We start from the raw sequence: 14,960 nt of genomic DNA, 5'->3' as shown, positions 1-14,960 counted from the left end.
GGATCACGGGGCTCCGGCTCCGGGGATCCGGCGCCCACCGAGAGTCCGGGCCCTCGGCGCCGCCGGAGCGGCCTCGAAGCGTCTACGGGTCGAGGTCGTGGCCCGCGTGCTCGTCGAAGACGCGCATGGCCTTGGCGGTCACCGGGCCCGGCGCGCCCGGCAGTTCGCGTCCGTCGACGCGGTGGACGCCCTGCACGTCGCGCAGCGTGGACGTGAGGAAGACCTCCTCGGCGCGCTCCAGGACGTCCAGTGGCAGGTCGGTCTCCTTGGCGCCGGTCCACTCGACGGTGAGCGCCCTGGTGATGCCCGCGAGGCAGCCGGAGGCGACGGGCGGGGTGTGGATCTCGCCGTCGAGGACGACGAAGACGTTCGATCCGGTGCCCTCGCACAGGTCGCCGACCGTGTTCGCGAACAGTGCCTCGGTGGCGCCCTGTTCGCGCGCGCGGGCCAGGGCCACGACGTTCTCCGCGTAGGAGGTGGTCTTCAGGCCGGTGAGGGCGCCTCGCTCGTTGCGGGTCCACGGCACGGTGATCACCGCCGTGGAGTCGGGACGGCGGTCGGTCGCCCCGAGGGCGACCACGAGGGTGGGGCCCTGCTCGCCCCGGTCGGATCCGAGCGGGCCGTGGCCGCCGGTGTACGTGATCCGCAGCCGGCCGAGCGGCATCGGGTTGGCGTCCAGGACGGCGGCGCAGGCGCGGCGCACCTCGTCGAGGTCGGGGTCGGGCAGCCCGAGGCCGCGGGCCGAGCGGGTCAGCCGGTCCAGGTGGCGGGTGAGCGCGAACGTCCGCCCCTCGGCCGCCTTGACCGTCTCGAAGATGCCGTCGCCCACGGTCAGCCCGTGGTCGAGGACGGAGACACGGGCGGAACCGATGTCCTGCAGTCCGCCGTCGAGCCAGATCTTCACGTGCGGTTTCCTCCACTCGCCCAGTGCGTGTCCTCGTACTCTCCCGACGCTATCGCGAGGAGCCGGGATGCCTTCAGTTCGGTCTCCCGCCACTCCCCCTCGGGGTCGGAGCCCCAGGTGATGCCGGCGCCCGCGCCGAAGCGCAGGGCCCCCTCGGCGCGGTCGATCCAGAAGGTGCGGATGCCGACGGCCAGCTCACCGGTGCCGCGGTCGGCGTCCACCCAGCCGACGCCCCCGCAGTAGGGGCCGCGGGGTGTGGTCTCCAGGGCGTCGATGATCCGCAGGGCGCTCTCCTTGGGCGCGCCGGTGACGGAGCCGGGCGGGAAGGAGGCGGCGAGCAGTTCCGGCCAGCCCGCGCCCTCGCGCAGCTCCCCCCGGACGGTGGAGACGAGGTGGACGAGCCCGGGGTGCTTCTCGACGACGCACAGGTCGGGCACGGTGACGCTGCCGGTGGCGCAGACGCGGCCGAGGTCGTTGCGGACGAGGTCCACGATCATCACGTTCTCGGCGTGGTCCTTCTCCAGCAGCTCCCCCTCGGTGGGGGCGGTGCCCTTGATGGGCCCGGACTCGACGGTCCCGCCGGCGCGCCGCAGGAACAGCTCCGGGGACGCGGTGGCGATCTCGACGCCGTGGCCGGGGAGGCGAATCGTTCCTGCGTAGGGGGCGGGGTTGCCGCGCGCCAGCAGCGCGGTGAGCGCGTCCACGTCCGCGCCGGCCGCGACGGGCGCGGACAGCACCCGGCAGAGGTTCGCCTGGTAGACGTCGCCCGCCGCGATGTGCTCGCGGATGCGGCGGACCCCCGCCGTGTACGCGGCGCGGTCGAGGGACGTCGTCCAGTCCCCGGTGGCGGGGCCGCGCCAGGCGCCGGGCACCGGAGCGGGCACGGGCTCGGGGCGGACATCCCGGAAGCGGGCGCAGGTCAGCGACCCCTCGAAGTCGGCGCAGACGGCCCAGAACCCGGTGGAGTCCAGGGCCGCGGGGTCGCTGGTGACGTCGAGGAGTCCGGTCGCGACGAGGCCGCCGAAGCGGGCGAGAGGGGGTAGCTCGGGCACACGGCGAGTGTAGGACGGGTGACCTGCGCGGCGACCCGGCCGCGTCGCCGCGCGGGCACACCGCAGCACGCTGCACAAACGCGTTTTTGTACTGGCCCCGGAATCCGCTAGAGTTCAACACGTCGCCGGGACGCGCAAGCGCACCGGAAACGGCACGCGGACGTAGCTCAGTTGGTAGAGCGCAACCTTGCCAAGGTTGAGGTCGCCAGTTCGAACCTGGTCGTCCGCTCGCTGGAAGTGGGGGATCTTCCCGAACCCCCGCACTCCTGGTGGAGTGGCCGAGAGGCGAGGCAACGGCCTGCAAAGCCGTCTACACGGGTTCAAATCCCGTCTCCACCTCCAAGGACGATTAGCTCAGCGGGAGAGCGCTTCCCTGACACGGAAGAGGTCACTGGTTCAATCCCAGTATCGTCCACTGGTCCGCAAGGACTTCGATCCGCGAGGATCCCCGCGCGATTAGCTCAGCGGGAGAGCGCTTCCCTGACACGGAAGAGGTCACTGGTTCAATCCCAGTATCGCGCACGCACCACGCAGCACCACGGGTCCGGTTCGCCGGGCTCCTGTCCCGCGCGATTAGCTCAGCGGGAGAGCGCTTCCCTGACACGGAAGAGGTCACTGGTTCAATCCCAGTATCGCGCACAGTCCGAAGCCCCCGGCCGTCTCGTACGGCCGGGGGTTTCGTGTGTCAGGACGAGAAGAGCATGTGCCCGAAGCTCTTGTGGCGCTGGTGACCGCCGTAGTGACCGCCATGACCGCCGTGGCCGCCGTGCTGCGGGGCGCCCCAGGCGGGCGCGGACGGATAGGCCTGCGGAGCGGACGGGGGCGGCGGGGCGGGCTGCTGCCACTGGGACTCGAGGCGCGTCAGCGACTCCAGCTCGCCGTAGTCGAGAAAGATCCCGCGGCAGCCGCTGCACTGCTCGATCTGTACGCCGTTGCGGTTGTAGGTGTGCATCGGCGCATGGCACTTCGGACACTGCATGCTCGGCTCAACTCCTCGCCGTTCGGTACTGCTTCCGCCAGGACAGACACTGTCCGGCCTCGGACGGTTGCACCTTACGTCGGACCACCCCGCGGCGACTCGTCCGGGGCGGGGTCCATCCGGTCGCAGGCGTCGACGACGGCCTGCTGGACCTCGTCCAACGGGCGCCCCGCCGCGGCGCACTTGGCGATCGCGAGCGCGGCGGTCTGCACCGTCAGGGCGCGCGCGGCCACGTCCAGGGCGGGCCAGGGGTCGCCGTCCGCCGGGACGGCGGGGCCCGCGCCGTCCCGGTAGGCGGTCAGGAAGCGGAGCCACTCCCCGGCGGGCAGCAGACCGCAGGCGTACCAGGCGGCCGGGCGGGCCAGATCCCAGGCCGGCACACCGGCGCCCAGGTCGTCCACGTCGATGAGCAGCCACGCCCCCGCGGCCGGCGCGCCGGGGCCGGGCACCGGGGCGTCCCCGGGGCGGCGCACCAGCTGTCCCAGGTGCAGGTCGCCGTGGCACAGGGCGCGGGGCCCGGCCGGCATCGGGGCCTCGGCGCGCGCCCAGCCGGGCAGCCGCGACCAGGCCCGCAGCACCGGGGCCGCGGCGGGGTGCGGGCCCGCCGCGCGCAGCCGGGTGATCGCGCGGGCCGCCTTGACGGGGCCACGCATGGGCGGCAGTCCGTCAGGCACGGGCGTTCGGTGCAGCCGGGCCAGGAGGGCGCCGACGGCCTCCCAGGGGGCGGCCTCGGGGTCGTCGGGGTCGACGGGGGCGCCGTACGGCCAGAAGGTGACGAGGCGCCCGTGCAGGCCGACGGGCGCCCTACGGATCGGGGCGAGCAGGGTGTCCCCGAGCGCGGGGTCTGCGGCCACGGCGAGACGCCGGGTCAGTGCGGCGGGGTCGGTGCCGGGCGCGTGGGCCTTGGCGACGGTGCCGTCGTGCCGTACGACCGTGCCGTCCGGCCGCTCGGCGAGCACCGTGTCGGCGTGCGCGCAGCGGCCGCCGTCCGGGTGGGCCTCCCCCCGCGCCCGCGCGGTCAGTACGGGCACCAGCGCCTCGACGGTCAACACCGCTCCCGGGTCCGCGTCACGTGTACAGATGCGCCTACGACCCTACGCGGCCGATGCCCTCGAGCCGCCCGTGGGCGGACATGCACGTGCCCGCGCAGCTCCCCAGCTGCGCGGGCACGTGCGCCGTCCGCCGCACCCCCGTCCCCACGGGGTTTCATGGCCGGATGTCCCCGCCCGGACCGCTCATCCGGGCCCGGGGCGCCGCTCAGCGCCCCAGCATCACGCCCACGGACGACGCCTGTGTGACCACTGCTTCCCAGCCGCCGAAGACGACCACGAACAGGGCCGCCAGGGGAAGGACCATCGCGGTCGCCACCAGGGGGTGGCGGCTGCCCGTACGGCGTACGCCTTGCGTCCCTGCGTGCGGATCATCGTCCGCTGTGCCGCGTGAGCCATGGTCCTCTCCTGACCGAGTCTCTGTCGTGTCGGGCAGCGGCGGGTGTCTGACCTCGGGGGACGAGTGCTGCCACCCGCCGCTCGACCTCAAATCTAGGCGTGCGAAGGCTGCCGGGCGTCATGCCCTCGTACCGATTGCCGGGCCTCCCGGAGGATGAGCGATGACCTGGCGAGTACTCCCCTGGGTGGAGAAACGGGCCCGGTCCTCAGGGTCTTCCCGGAGGGGGAGGTCCGGTGTGCGCCGTCCGTTCCGCGCCGTCCTCGGCCGGGCCGCCGGGCCCTTGGGCGCTCCGGGTGACTTCGCTCACTTCCACGGCGCCGGGAGGTACGGCTCCGCCCCCTCCCCGGCCCGGCCGGGCCTCCCCCGCGCCGTGGGGGTCCGGCCCGCCCCCGGGCACAACGTCCCGCTCCCCCCGTTCGTCCGCCTCCACCCCAACCACCCTGCGCGGTGCGCCGGTTGAGGACACCTGCACCCCCAAGGCGCAGGGCAGGCAAGGACCCTGACCGTTCTTCACGTACGCCGCCGGACGCGGACAATCGATCGGGTCGTGAGGGCGCGGCCTCTGCGCGCACCCGGCCGTGGAAACGTAAGCTGTGGCTCGTCAAACGGACCGGGCAGCGGGGATGGACATGGCGATGATGCGCCTGAGGCGCGAGGACCCGCGTGTCGTCGGCTCGTTCAGGCTTCACCGACGGCTCGGCGCGGGCGGCATGGGCGTGGTCTACCTGGGCTCCGACCGGCGTGGCCAGCGGGTCGCGCTCAAGGTGATCCGGCCCGACCTGGCGGAGGACCAGGAGTTCCGCTCGCGCTTCGCGCGGGAGGTGTCGGCGGCCCGGCGGATCAGGGGCGGGTGCACGGCCCGGCTCGTCGCCGCCGATCTGGAGGCGGACCGGCCGTGGTTCGCCACGCAGTACGTTCCCGGGCCCTCGCTGCACGACAAGGTCGCCGAGGAGGGCCCACTGGCGGCGGCCGACGTCGCCGCGGTCGGAGCGGCCCTCTCGGAGGGGCTCGTCGCGGTGCACGAGGCCGGTGTCGTCCACCGGGACCTCAAGCCCTCCAACATCCTGCTGTCCCCCAAGGGGCCGCGCATCATCGACTTCGGCATCGCGTGGGCGACCGGCGCCTCGACCCTCACCCACGTCGGTACGGCCGTCGGGTCGCCCGGGTTCCTGGCGCCCGAGCAGGTGCGCGGCGCCGCGGTCACCCCGGCCACGGACGTGTTCGCGCTCGGGGCGACACTCGCGTACGCGGCCACCTCGGACTCCCCCTTCGGACACGGCAGTTCGGAGGTGATGCTGTACCGGGTGGTGCACGAGGAGGCGCAGTTGAACGGCGTCCCCGACGCCCTGGCGCCGTTGGTGCGCGCCTGTCTGGCCAAGGACCCCGAGGAGCGGCCCAGCACGCTCCAGCTGTCGCTGCGGCTGAAGGAGATCGCCGCCCGCGAGGCGCAGGGGCTCACGGACGTGCGGCCGCCCGGGCCGCGCACCGACCCGGACCGGCCGACCGGACGCCTCGCCGAGCAGTACGCCGAGCAGCGCACCCAGCGGCGTCCGGCGCAGGGTGCTCCCTCTCCCCGGACGGGCGGCGGTTCCCGCTCCGGCGCGCGTCCGGCCCCGGCACGCAACACCACGCGCTCCGGTGGCAGGCCCGCGCCGCGCAGCGGTACGGGGCGCCCTGGCCCCCGGCCCACCGGTACGGGGCGGCGGCCGGCCAACCCGCGGCTGCTGCGCCAGCGGCTGTTCGTGTTCATCGTGGTCACGCTGCTGGTCGCGCTCGGCATCGCGGCGGCCCAGGGCTGCCAGGGGCCGGCGCGCGGTCTCGACGACGGCGGCGGGCGTGAGGGCGTACGGCAGGAGCAGGGCTACGCTCCGCTCACCGGCGAGGACATGATGGCCCAGCGGTACTGGAGCGAGCTGAGCGGCGAGGAGTAGTCCTCCGCCCCGGCCCGCGCCCGGTCGTCCCGGGCGGCTCGGGCACGCTGCCCGGTCCCGGGCCGGTTCGGGCCCGCCGCTCCCGGGATCAGGACCGCCGCTCCGTGCCGGGGCGGGCCCCCGCTCCATGCCGGGGCGGGCCCCCGCTCCATGCCGGGGCGGGCCCCCGCTCCATGCCGGGGCGGGCCCGCGGCTCCGTGCCGGGCTCGGCCCGCCGCCACACCCCGGGACGGCTCAGGCCGTGGGCCGGCCCGCGGTCACCGCGTAGAAGGCGACGGCGGCCGCCGCGCCGACGTTCAGGGAGTCGACGCCGTGGGCCATCGGGATGCGGACCCAGGTGTCCGCCGCGCCGAGGGCCCGCCGGGTGAGCCCGTCGCCCTCGGCGCCGAGCATCAGCGCGACCCGGTCCATCCGGTGCGCGGCCACCTCGTCCAGCGAGACCGCCTTCTCGTCCGGCGTCAGCGCGAACAGGGCGAACCCGGCGTCGCGGACCGACTCCAGGCTCCGCGGCCAGGCGTCGAGGCGCGCGTACGGCACGGAGAAGACGGCGCCCATGGAGACCTTCACGGAGCGGCGGTACAGCGGGTCCGCGCAGTCCGGTGAGAGCAGCACGGCGTCCATGCCGAGGGCGGCGGCCGAGCGGAAGATCGCGCCGATGTTGGTGTGGTCGTTGACCGCTTCCATGACGGCCACCCGGCGTGCCGTCCGCAGCAGTTCGGGAGCCGTCGGCAGCGGCCTGCGCTGCATGGAGGCGAGGGCGCCGCGGTGCACGTGGTAGCCGGTGACCCGTTCGGCGAGAACCGGGTCGACCACGTACACCGGGGCCGCGAGCCCGTCGATCATGTCGCGCATGACGTCGACCCACTTGGCGGAGAGCAGCATCGAGCGCATGGCGTAACCCGCGTCCGCGGCCCGTCTGATGACCTTCTCGCCCTCGGCGATGAACAGTCCCTCGGCGGGCTCGCGCCTGCGGCGCAGCTCGACGTCGGTCAGGCCCGTGTAGTCGTGCAGACGCGGGTCGTCGGGGTCCTCGATGGTGATGAGCTCGGCCACGGGTGTGCTGCCTCGTCCTGGGTCTGGTGGTCCTGTGATCCTGTGCTGCGCGGGGTGGCCGGGGCGCCGGTGGTCACGCCGGGGCGTGCGGGCCCACGTTCACCACGTCGCCGACGACGATGACCGCGGGGGGCCGCACGTCCTGGGCGCGGACGGTCTCGGCGACCGTCTCCAGGGTGGCGTCGACGCGGCGCTGCGCTGCCGTCGTGCCCTCCTGGACGAGGGCGACCGGGGTGCCGGGCGCCCTGCCGTGGGCGATCAGCGTCTCGGCGATCCGGCCGATCTTGTCGACACCCATGAGGACCACGAGCGTGCCGCGCAGCCTGGCGAGCGCCGCCCAGTCGACGAGCGACCGCTCGTCGTCGGGCGCCACGTGCCCGCTGACCACGGTGAACTCGTGGGCGACTCCCCGGTGGGTGACCGGGATTCCGGCGGCGCCGGGGACGGAGATCGAGCTGGAGATGCCCGGCACGACGGTGCAGGCGATGCCGGCCTCGGCGAGCGCCTGGGCCTCTTCCATGCCGCGGCCGAAGACGAAGGGGTCGCCGCCCTTGAGCCGGACCACCGACTTGCCCTGCTTGGCGTGCCCGATCAGCGCGTTGTTGATGGCCTCCTGGGCCATGAAACGGCCGTACGGGATCTTCGCCGCGTCGATCACCTCGACGTGCGGGGGGAGTTCGGCGAGCAGGTCGCGCGGGCCGAGGCGGTCGGCGATGACGACGTCGGCCTCGGCGAGCAGGCGGCGGCCCCGAACGGTGATCAGGTCCGGGTCGCCGGGCCCGCCGCCGACCAGGGCGACGCCGGGGGTGCGGGTGCGGTGGTGCGGGGCCACGAGGGTGCCGTCGCGCAGGCCCTCGACGACGGCATCGCGGATCGCGGCGGTGTGCCGGGGGTCGCGGCCCCGGGCGTCGGTGGTGAGCACGGCCACGGTCACGCCCTCGCTGTGACCGGTGGCGGGCGTCCAGGCGGTGGCCGCGTCGGCGTCGTCGGACCGGACGCACCAGACGCGGTGGCGCTCGGCCTCGGCGGAGGCAGCGGTGTTCGCTCCGGTGTCGCCGGTGGCGATCAGGGCGTACCAGGCGTCGGCGAGGTCGCCGTCCCGGTAGGCCCGCCGCTCCCAGGTGATCTCTCCGGCGTCGGCCATCGCCTCGACGGAGGGGGTGGCGTCGGGAGAGACGAGGTGGACGTCCGCGCCGGCCGCGATCAGGGCGGGGAGGCGGCGCTGGGCCACCTGGCCGCCGCCGAGGACGACGACGCGGCGACCGGCGAGGCGGAGGCCTACGGGGTAGGCGGGGTGTTCGGCCATGGCGGTACGGCTCCTCGTGCGGGGCGGTCCGGACGGTGCGACGCGGTCCGGCGGTCCGGGCGGTGCGGCATCGCCCGGGTCCGGGTCCGCATCCGGGCGGTTCGGTTCCGGCGGTGCGGGACGGCACCGGGGCGGTGCCGGACGGGGCCGCTGCGGCGCTGGAGTTGCCCCTGACGTGCGGATTTTAGGACACGGACGGGACGATGAGCGGAGGGGGTGGTTCCCCCGGCCCGGTCACGGCCCCGGTCCGGCCCGCAGGGGGACGGGGCCCGGCCTCGCGGTCCGGCCCCGTCCATGCTGCTACTTCTCGGTGACGCCGGCCGAGTCGAACGTCGCCACCTCGTGCATCGCCCGCGCCGCGCTCTGGACGACCGGCAGCGCGAGCAGGGCGCCCGTGCCCTCGCCGAGGCGGAGGTCGAGGTCGACCAGGGGGCGCAGGCCCAGCTTGTTGAGGGCCGCCACGTGACCGGGCTCCGCGCTGCGGTGACCGGCGATGCAGGCCGCCAGGACCTCGGGGGCGATGGCGCGGGCGACCAGGGCCGCGGCTCCGGCGCTCACCCCGTCCAGGATCACCGGAGTGCGCAGGGAGGCGCCGCCGAGCAGCAGGCCGACCATGGCCGCGTGCTCCAGGCCGCCGATCGCCGCGAGGACGCCGATGGGGTCGGCCGGGTCCGGCTGGTGCAGCTCGATGGCGCGGCGCACGACCTCGGTCTTGCGGGCCAGCGTCTCGTCGTTGATGCCGGTGCCCCGGCCCGTCACCTCGGCCGGGTCGACGCCCGTGAAGACGGAGATGAGGGCGGCGGACACGGTGGTGTTGGCGATGCCCATCTCTCCGGTGAGCAGGGCCTTGTTGCCCGCGGCCACCAGGTCGCGGGCGGTCTCGATGCCCACCTCGATGGCCGCCCTGACGTCCTCGCGGCTCAGCGCGGGGCCGGTCGTCATGTCGGCGGTGCCGGCGCGGACCTTGCGCGGCAGCAGGCCCGGGGTGGCCGGGAGGTCGGAGGCGACGCCGACGTCGATGACGCAGACCTCGGCGCCCACCTGGTTCGCGAAGGCGTTGCAGACCGCGCCGCCGCCCAGGAAGTTGGCCACCATCTGGGCGGTGACCTCCTGCGGCCACGGGGTGACACCCTGGGCGTGGACGCCGTGGTCGCCCGCGAAGATGGCGACGGCCGCGGGCTCGGGGATCGGGGGCGGGCACTGCCGGGACAGTCCGGAGAGCTGCGCCGAGATGATCTCCAGCATGCCGAGCGCGCCCGCGGGCTTCGTCATGCGCTTCTGCCGCTCCCAGGCCTCTCCGAGCGCCTTGGCGTCCAGCGGCCGGATGTTGGAGACGGTCTCGGCGAGCAGGTCGTGCGGCTCCTCACCGGGCAGGGCACGGCGGCCGTACGTCTCCTCGTGGACGACCCACGACAGCGGTCTGCGCTTGGACCAGCCGGCCTGCATCAGCTCGGGCTCGTCCGGGAACTCGTCGACGTAGCCGACGCAGAGGTAGGCGACGACCTCCAGGTGGTCGGGGAGGCCCAGTTCGCGGACCATCTCGCGCTCGTCGAAGAAGCTGACCCAGCCGACGCCGAGTCCTTCGGCGCGGGCCGCGAGCCACAGGTTCTCCACGGCGAGCGCGGAGGAGTACGGGGCCATCTGCGGCTGGGTGTGGCGGCCCAGGGTGTGCCGGCCGCCGCGGGTCGGGTCGGCGGTGACGACGATGTTCACCGGGGTGTCGAGGATGGCCTCGATCTTCAGTTCCTTGAACTGCTTGGCGCGGCCCTTGGGGAGCGACTTGGCGTACGCCTCGCGCTGGCGGGCCGCCAGTTCGTGCATGGTCCGCCGGGTCTCGGCGGACCGGATGACGACGAAGTCCCAGGGCTGCGAGTGGCCCACGGACGGCGCGGTGTGGGCCGCCTCCAGGACGCGCAGCAGGACGTCGTGCGGGATCGGGTCGGCGCGGAAGCCGTTGCGGATGTCACGGCGCTCGCGCATCACGCGCAGGACCGCCTCGCGCTCGGCGTCGTCGTAACCGGGCGCGGCCGGACCGGTGGACTCTCGTACGTCTTCCACAGGGGCCGTGCTCTCTTCCTGGTCGGCGCCCTGGGTGTCCAGGTCGTCCGCTTGCTGTGCGGCTACGGGTTCGGCGTCCGGCTCGGCCACCGGCTCCGCCGCGGGCGCGGGTGCCGCGGCCGCCTCGGCCTCGCGGGGGGCGGGGACGGGGACCGTGACGGGCTCCTGGCCCACCGGCTCCGGTGCGGGCGTCCCGGTCTGCCCGGTCGGTGCGGCAGGAGTGGCGACCGCCTCGGGGTCGAGGGGCGCGACGTCGGCGACGGCCTCGGGGGCGAGGGACGCGGGGTCGGCGGTCTCGGGGGCCGGCGGCGCGGGGTCGGCGGCCTCGGGAGCGGGGACGTCCACGCCCGCCTCGGGGGCCGGGTCCGGCTCCGTCGCCGGGGGCTGCTCTCCGGTCGCCCGGCCCTCGTCCACGGGGAGGGGCACGACGGTCATGGGGTGCGGCGGGGTCGGTGCGAGGTGCGGGGTCGTCGGCACCTGGCCCTCGACGGGTACGAAGCGGCCGAGGGAGTCGTCCGCGCCGGGCTCCTGCGGGAGGCCGAGCGGTACGCCCGGCAGGCCGGGGGCACCGGCGACCGGAACCTCCGCCTCACCGTGGACGGGTCCAGCTCCCTGACCGGGGATCGCGCCGGGTGCGTGCGCCGGGGCGACGGCGCCCTCGTGGACGACGGACACGGCGTCCTCGGTCCGCGGCTCCGCGTACGCCGCCTGGGCGTCCTCGGGCTGCGCGGCCGGGGCGGGCTCCTGCGCCGCGTCCACGACGTAGGCGGCCTCGACGGGCTGCTCGGCGGCGGGCAGGGTGTCGATCAGGTGGATGCCGGGGGCCGCCACCGGGGACGGCTGGTCCGGCTGCGCGACAGCGGCGGGCTCCGGTGCGGGAGCGAGGTGCGGCTCGCCCGGCGGCACGGGCGCCGCCTCCTGCGCGGACGCGTCGCCCGCGTGTGCGGCGGCGTCGTCCTCCAGGATCGTGTGCACCGGCTGCGAAGTGGCGTCGGCCTCGGTCCCGGTCTCCGGAGCGGCGGCCTCGACCGCTGCCGCGGCCTCGACGGCCGGGGTGGCGATGTCCGGGGCGCCGACGGCGGGGGTGTCGACGGCGGGGGCCTGCGCGGGGATCTCCTGAGCCGGTGCCTCCACGCCCGGCACATCGGCCGGAAATGTGCCGTCGGGGTTCTGGAGCGCCTCGGGCTCGGGCTCCGGCGCGGCCGCCTCCGGTGCCGGGGGCGCCGGCGCGGGCTCCGGGACCGGCTGGGCGTCGGTGAGGCCGCCCGTACCGGTGTCCGGCGCCCCCCACGGCATGGCGCCCTGCGGCGGAGTCTCGCCGAGGTGCCGGGTGTCGAGGTACTCAGGGCCGGTCGTGGGCGGACCCGGCTGCCGTACGGGACGTGCGGCGACGGGCGCGCCCGCGGGGCCGCGGTCGGCGAGCGAGCGCACCGGGCTCGCGGAGACGTCCGGGGTCGGCGGGCCCAGGTGCAGCGGGCGGCGCGGCGGCACGGGCTGCGGCGCCGCGGCCTCGGGCAGCCGGACGCCGCCGAGGTCGACGGAACCGCTGTCGCGGCCCGCGGTCTCGTGCGGTCCCGGCTCGTGGACGGCGGGCGCCTGCTGCGGCGCCTCGTTGCCCCAGGCGCCCTGGGCGCCCGGCATCAGGAGCAGATCGTCTTCGTCGGCGGGACTCTCGGAGGGCTCGAGGTAGGTGTACGCCCCCGGCGTGAGGACGCCGGACTGCTCCACCATGCCTGCGTTCTCCGGCAGCCCCTCGCCCGGGACCTGGCCGGTGTCGGTCATGCGTACCCCTCGCCCATCGGTTAGTGCTTCCAAGTCCAGCTCGCCCGGAACGGCGCACCGACCGCCCCACAGTGAAGAACGAGCGTGCGTGCCCAGCGGCACGAACGACCGGCCAACAAAGACGACAAAGCCATTAACTGGCATTGTCCCGGTCGTCCGGTCCTCGCGACAGGTTGATCCGCGACGGTCCGCTGTGGACTGCGCCACGTTGCGCGTCCTCCGGTTCATGCCGTACCACACGCACCCCAAAACGGGTGCGTTTTCCGGACATTGGCCGACGGAATATCGGACATGCGGGAGCGGTACAACGATCGGCCAGCCTACCTCGCGCGGTACGACAACACGATCACGGGGCGCGATCAGGCAGTACCCCGCTGAGCAGGAACACGACGCTCCGCTCCTTCTCCGTCCAGGCCCGTGTGTCGAGTTCGACGGACTGCACGAGGGCGCACTCGACCCGGTATCCGTGTTCCGTCAGGGTCCTGCCGATCAGTTCGGCGGCGTCACGGGTCGCCGCGTGCGTCACGACGCGCCGCGGACGGCGGTCGGCGACGGCGGAGACCACGGCCGCTCCCCCGCCGCCGACGCGTACGACGTCGGGCTCGGGGAGGTTCTCCAGGACGTGCGGCGCGCTCCCGCGCACGGTCTGCGTCTGGACGCCGAAGCGCCGGGCGGCGGCCTCGGTGCGGGCGCAGGCGTCCGCCTCCCGGTCGACCGCGATGACGGCGGCGCCGGCACGCGCGGCCTCGGCGGCGAAGGCGCCGCTGCCCGACCCGATGTCCCACACCAGGTCGCCGACCCGGGGCCCCAGCCGGGCCAGTTGGGCGGCGCGCAGCAACTCGCCCTCGCCCTCGCCGAGTTCACCGTCGTACAGCTCGGCGGGCAGCGCCCAGCCGCGCGGGCCGGTGCCGGGGTCGCGGCCGGCGATCCAGCCGCCGCCCTCGGCCGCGGCGGTGAAGCCGCCGATGACGATGACGACGTTGGGGTCGCGCCAGGTGTGGTCGGCGGCCTTGTCGGAGGTGACGACGGTGACCTGTTCGCGCTCGGTGCCCAGTTCCTCGCAGATGACGAAGGTGCGGTGCACCGTGTCGAGGAGGAGGCCGAGTTCCGCCGGTCCGGCGCCGGGCGAGGTGAGGACGGCCACTTTGGTGTGTGCCCGGCATACGTTCACCGCGCGTCGCAGCGTGCGCGGGTGTGCCACGACCACCTGTGCGTCGTCCCAGGGCATTCCGGCGCGGGCGAAGGCGGTGGCCACCGAGGAGACGGCGGGCACGACCTCGACCTCCAGGCCGAACTCGGGGGCCCGCAGGGTGCGGACCACCCCGAAGAAGCCCGGGTCCCCGTCGGCGAGGACGACGGCGGTGCCCCGGTGGCCGGCGATGCGGCGCGCGGCGAGGGCGACGCTGCCGAGCCGTACGCGTTCCGCGGCGGCGGGCACCTCGGGCAGCGCGAGGTGGTGGGCGGCACCGGCCACGAGCGTGGCGGCGCCGAGGGCGGAGAGCGCCGCGGCGGTCAGTGGCGAGCCGTCCCAGCCGATCACCGTGACCCGGTCGGCCATCGTCGTCAGTCTCCAGGGGGTTCTTCGCGGTCGTGCGGGGCAGCCCGTACGCGGGCTTGGTGAGGGTACCTGGTGGAGCCGGGCCGCGCCGCGAAGGGTGTGGGAGCCCTCCCGCGCGTCCTGGGCCCGTGCCGTCCCGGTGCCGCCCGCCGTGGGACGGCCCGAACCCGCCGGGGCCGGCGGCCCGGGGGTCAGTTCCAGTCGGAGTACGAGGTGAATCCGCTCGGGTCCGCGAGCCGCTCGTTGCCCTCGAGGTCCTCCGGGAGAAGGCTCCACACGATGAAGTCGGTGCGCAGGTCGGCCCAGCCGCCGTCCTCGGTGCGCGTGTGGGCTATGCAGGCGTTGCGCAGCACGCCCTCGCTGATGCAGCCGATCTTCTGGGCGACCTGCTGGGAGGCGGCGTTGTCGGCGGCGGTGCGGATCTCGACACGCTCGAACTTCTGGTCGCTGAACAGCCACCGGGCGGTGGCGAGCGCCGCCTCGGACGCGTAGCCCTCGCCGCGCGCCCAGGAGGCGGTGATGTAGGAGAGCTCGGTGGCCCGCAGCCGCCAGTCCGTTCTGCCCAGCTGGATGACGCCGACCAGCCGCTGGGTGAGGAACTCGGTGACCGCGAGGTCCAGGCCCCGGCCCGCAGCGCGTTCGGCGGGCGCGTACTCGGTGATCCAGGTGCGGGCGCCGTCCTCGGTGAAGGGCTGGGGCACGTCGGTCCAGGCGGCGATCTGCTCGTCGTTCATCATCTCGGCGAGGGCGGGGACGTCGTCCTCGTCGAGGGCGCGCAACACCAGCCGCTCCGTGCTGATGGAGATGTCGGGAAACCCCGAGAGGGCTGTAGTCATGCGCCGCTCCGTAACCTTCGGAAACCTTCGGGCCAGCTGAACTGCCCAGCAT

Annotated in this window: 10 protein-coding genes, 5 tRNA genes and 1 pseudogene; 6 read left to right on the top strand and 10 right to left on the bottom strand. The window is 74.9% G+C overall.

Annotation, left to right across the window (positions count from 1 at the left end):
• Positions 1 to 82: 82 nt before the first annotated feature.
• Complete coding sequence (locus ACFY93_RS04015; protein WP_391353337.1) at positions 83 to 904, bottom strand: aminotransferase class IV; 822 nt, start codon at positions 902 to 904, stop codon at positions 83 to 85.
• Entirely contained in the window at positions 901 to 1,956 is a 1,056-nt protein-coding gene (locus tag ACFY93_RS04010) for a chorismate-binding protein (protein WP_391353336.1), read from the bottom strand. The genes ACFY93_RS04015 and ACFY93_RS04010 overlap by 4 nt, the downstream gene beginning before the upstream one ends.
• Positions 1,957 to 2,112: 156 nt before the next feature.
• On the opposite strand from ACFY93_RS04010, the gene ACFY93_RS04005 reads away from it, so the two are divergent.
• The 5 genes from ACFY93_RS04005 to ACFY93_RS03985 all read left to right on the top strand — a co-directional run bounded on the left by ACFY93_RS04005 (position 2,113) and on the right by ACFY93_RS03985 (position 2,595).
• Positions 2,113 to 2,185: transfer RNA gene (locus tag ACFY93_RS04005), tRNA-Gly, on the top strand.
• Positions 2,186 to 2,224: 39 nt separating this feature from the next.
• Positions 2,225 to 2,298 (top strand) — tRNA-Cys (locus tag ACFY93_RS04000).
• Position 2,299: 1 nt separating this feature from the next.
• Positions 2,300 to 2,371, top strand: a tRNA-Val gene (locus ACFY93_RS03995).
• Positions 2,372 to 2,406: 35 nt separating this feature from the next.
• Positions 2,407 to 2,478 (top strand) — tRNA-Val (locus ACFY93_RS03990).
• Positions 2,479 to 2,523: 45 nt separating this feature from the next.
• A tRNA-Val gene (locus tag ACFY93_RS03985) sits at positions 2,524 to 2,595 on the top strand.
• Between the two features lie 46 nt (positions 2,596 to 2,641).
• On the opposite strand, the gene ACFY93_RS03980 is transcribed toward ACFY93_RS03985, so the two are convergent.
• The 3 genes and pseudogenes from ACFY93_RS03980 to ACFY93_RS03970 form a co-directional block, all read right to left on the bottom strand.
• Entirely contained in the window at positions 2,642 to 2,935 is a 294-nt protein-coding gene (locus tag ACFY93_RS03980; protein WP_391353334.1) for a zf-TFIIB domain-containing protein, read from the bottom strand.
• A gap of 74 nt (positions 2,936 to 3,009) precedes the next feature.
• Positions 3,010 to 3,984, bottom strand: a complete 975-nt coding sequence (locus ACFY93_RS03975) for a phosphotransferase (RefSeq protein WP_391353332.1) — start codon at positions 3,982 to 3,984, stop codon at positions 3,010 to 3,012.
• 208 nt (positions 3,985 to 4,192) lie between these two features.
• Positions 4,193 to 4,383: pseudogene (locus ACFY93_RS03970) on the bottom strand (hypothetical protein).
• A gap of 624 nt (positions 4,384 to 5,007) precedes the next feature.
• On the opposite strand from ACFY93_RS03970, the gene ACFY93_RS03965 reads away from it, so the two are divergent.
• Positions 5,008 to 6,315, top strand: coding sequence for a protein kinase (locus tag ACFY93_RS03965; RefSeq protein WP_391353595.1), 1,308 nt, complete (start codon positions 5,008 to 5,010; stop codon positions 6,313 to 6,315).
• Positions 6,316 to 6,549: 234 nt separating this feature from the next.
• Here ACFY93_RS03965 and ACFY93_RS03960 read toward each other — a convergent pair whose 3' ends face one another.
• The 5 genes from ACFY93_RS03960 to ACFY93_RS03940 all read right to left on the bottom strand — a co-directional run bounded on the left by ACFY93_RS03960 (position 6,550) and on the right by ACFY93_RS03940 (position 14,908).
• Positions 6,550 to 7,368, bottom strand: coding sequence for a TrmH family RNA methyltransferase (locus ACFY93_RS03960; RefSeq protein ID WP_391353331.1), 819 nt, complete (start codon positions 7,366 to 7,368; stop codon positions 6,550 to 6,552).
• A 73-nt stretch (positions 7,369 to 7,441) separates the two neighbouring features.
• Positions 7,442 to 8,674, bottom strand: coding sequence for a uroporphyrinogen-III C-methyltransferase (cobA, locus tag ACFY93_RS03955; protein ID WP_391353329.1), 1,233 nt, complete (start codon positions 8,672 to 8,674; stop codon positions 7,442 to 7,444).
• Positions 8,675 to 8,974: 300 nt separating this feature from the next.
• On the bottom strand, positions 8,975 to 12,514 hold the full coding sequence (cobT, locus tag ACFY93_RS03950; protein ID WP_391353327.1) for a nicotinate-nucleotide--dimethylbenzimidazole phosphoribosyltransferase: 3,540 nt from the start codon (positions 12,512 to 12,514) through the stop codon (positions 8,975 to 8,977).
• Between the two features lie 346 nt (positions 12,515 to 12,860).
• A complete protein-coding gene (cbiE, locus tag ACFY93_RS03945) occupies positions 12,861 to 14,072 on the bottom strand; it encodes a precorrin-6y C5,15-methyltransferase (decarboxylating) subunit CbiE (RefSeq protein ID WP_391353325.1) in 1,212 nt (403 codons plus the stop codon).
• A 191-nt stretch (positions 14,073 to 14,263) separates the two neighbouring features.
• The gene (locus tag ACFY93_RS03940; protein WP_391353323.1) at positions 14,264 to 14,908 is read right to left on the bottom strand and encodes a GNAT family N-acetyltransferase; all 645 of its coding nucleotides are present in this window, start codon (positions 14,906 to 14,908) and stop codon (positions 14,264 to 14,266) included.
• Positions 14,909 to 14,960: the final 52 nt, after the last annotated feature.

The sequence above is a fragment of the Streptomyces sp. NPDC008313 genome, from assembly GCF_042956125.1.
Classification (GTDB): Bacteria; Actinomycetota; Actinomycetes; order Streptomycetales; family Streptomycetaceae; genus Streptomyces.
Note: the sequence above shows the minus strand (reverse complement) of the source record. Positions and strands in the feature narration are given on the sequence as shown.

Excerpts from the sequence above, each read along its gene's own strand:
- ACFY93_RS03980 (WP_391353334.1), bottom strand. The coding sequence starts at position 2,935 with ATGCAGTGTCCGAAGTGCCATGCGCCGATGCACACCTACAACCGCAAC.
- ACFY93_RS03965 (WP_391353595.1), top strand. The coding sequence starts at position 5,008 with ATGGACATGGCGATGATGCGCCTGAGGCGCGAGGACCCGCGTGTCGTC.
- cobA (WP_391353329.1), bottom strand. The coding sequence starts at position 8,674 with ATGGCCGAACACCCCGCCTACCCCGTAGGCCTCCGCCTCGCCGGTCGC.
- cobT (WP_391353327.1), bottom strand. The coding sequence starts at position 12,514 with ATGACCGACACCGGCCAGGTCCCGGGCGAGGGGCTGCCGGAGAACGCA.
- cbiE (WP_391353325.1), bottom strand. The coding sequence starts at position 14,072 with ATGGCCGACCGGGTCACGGTGATCGGCTGGGACGGCTCGCCACTGACC.
- ACFY93_RS03940 (WP_391353323.1), bottom strand. The coding sequence starts at position 14,908 with ATGACTACAGCCCTCTCGGGGTTTCCCGACATCTCCATCAGCACGGAG.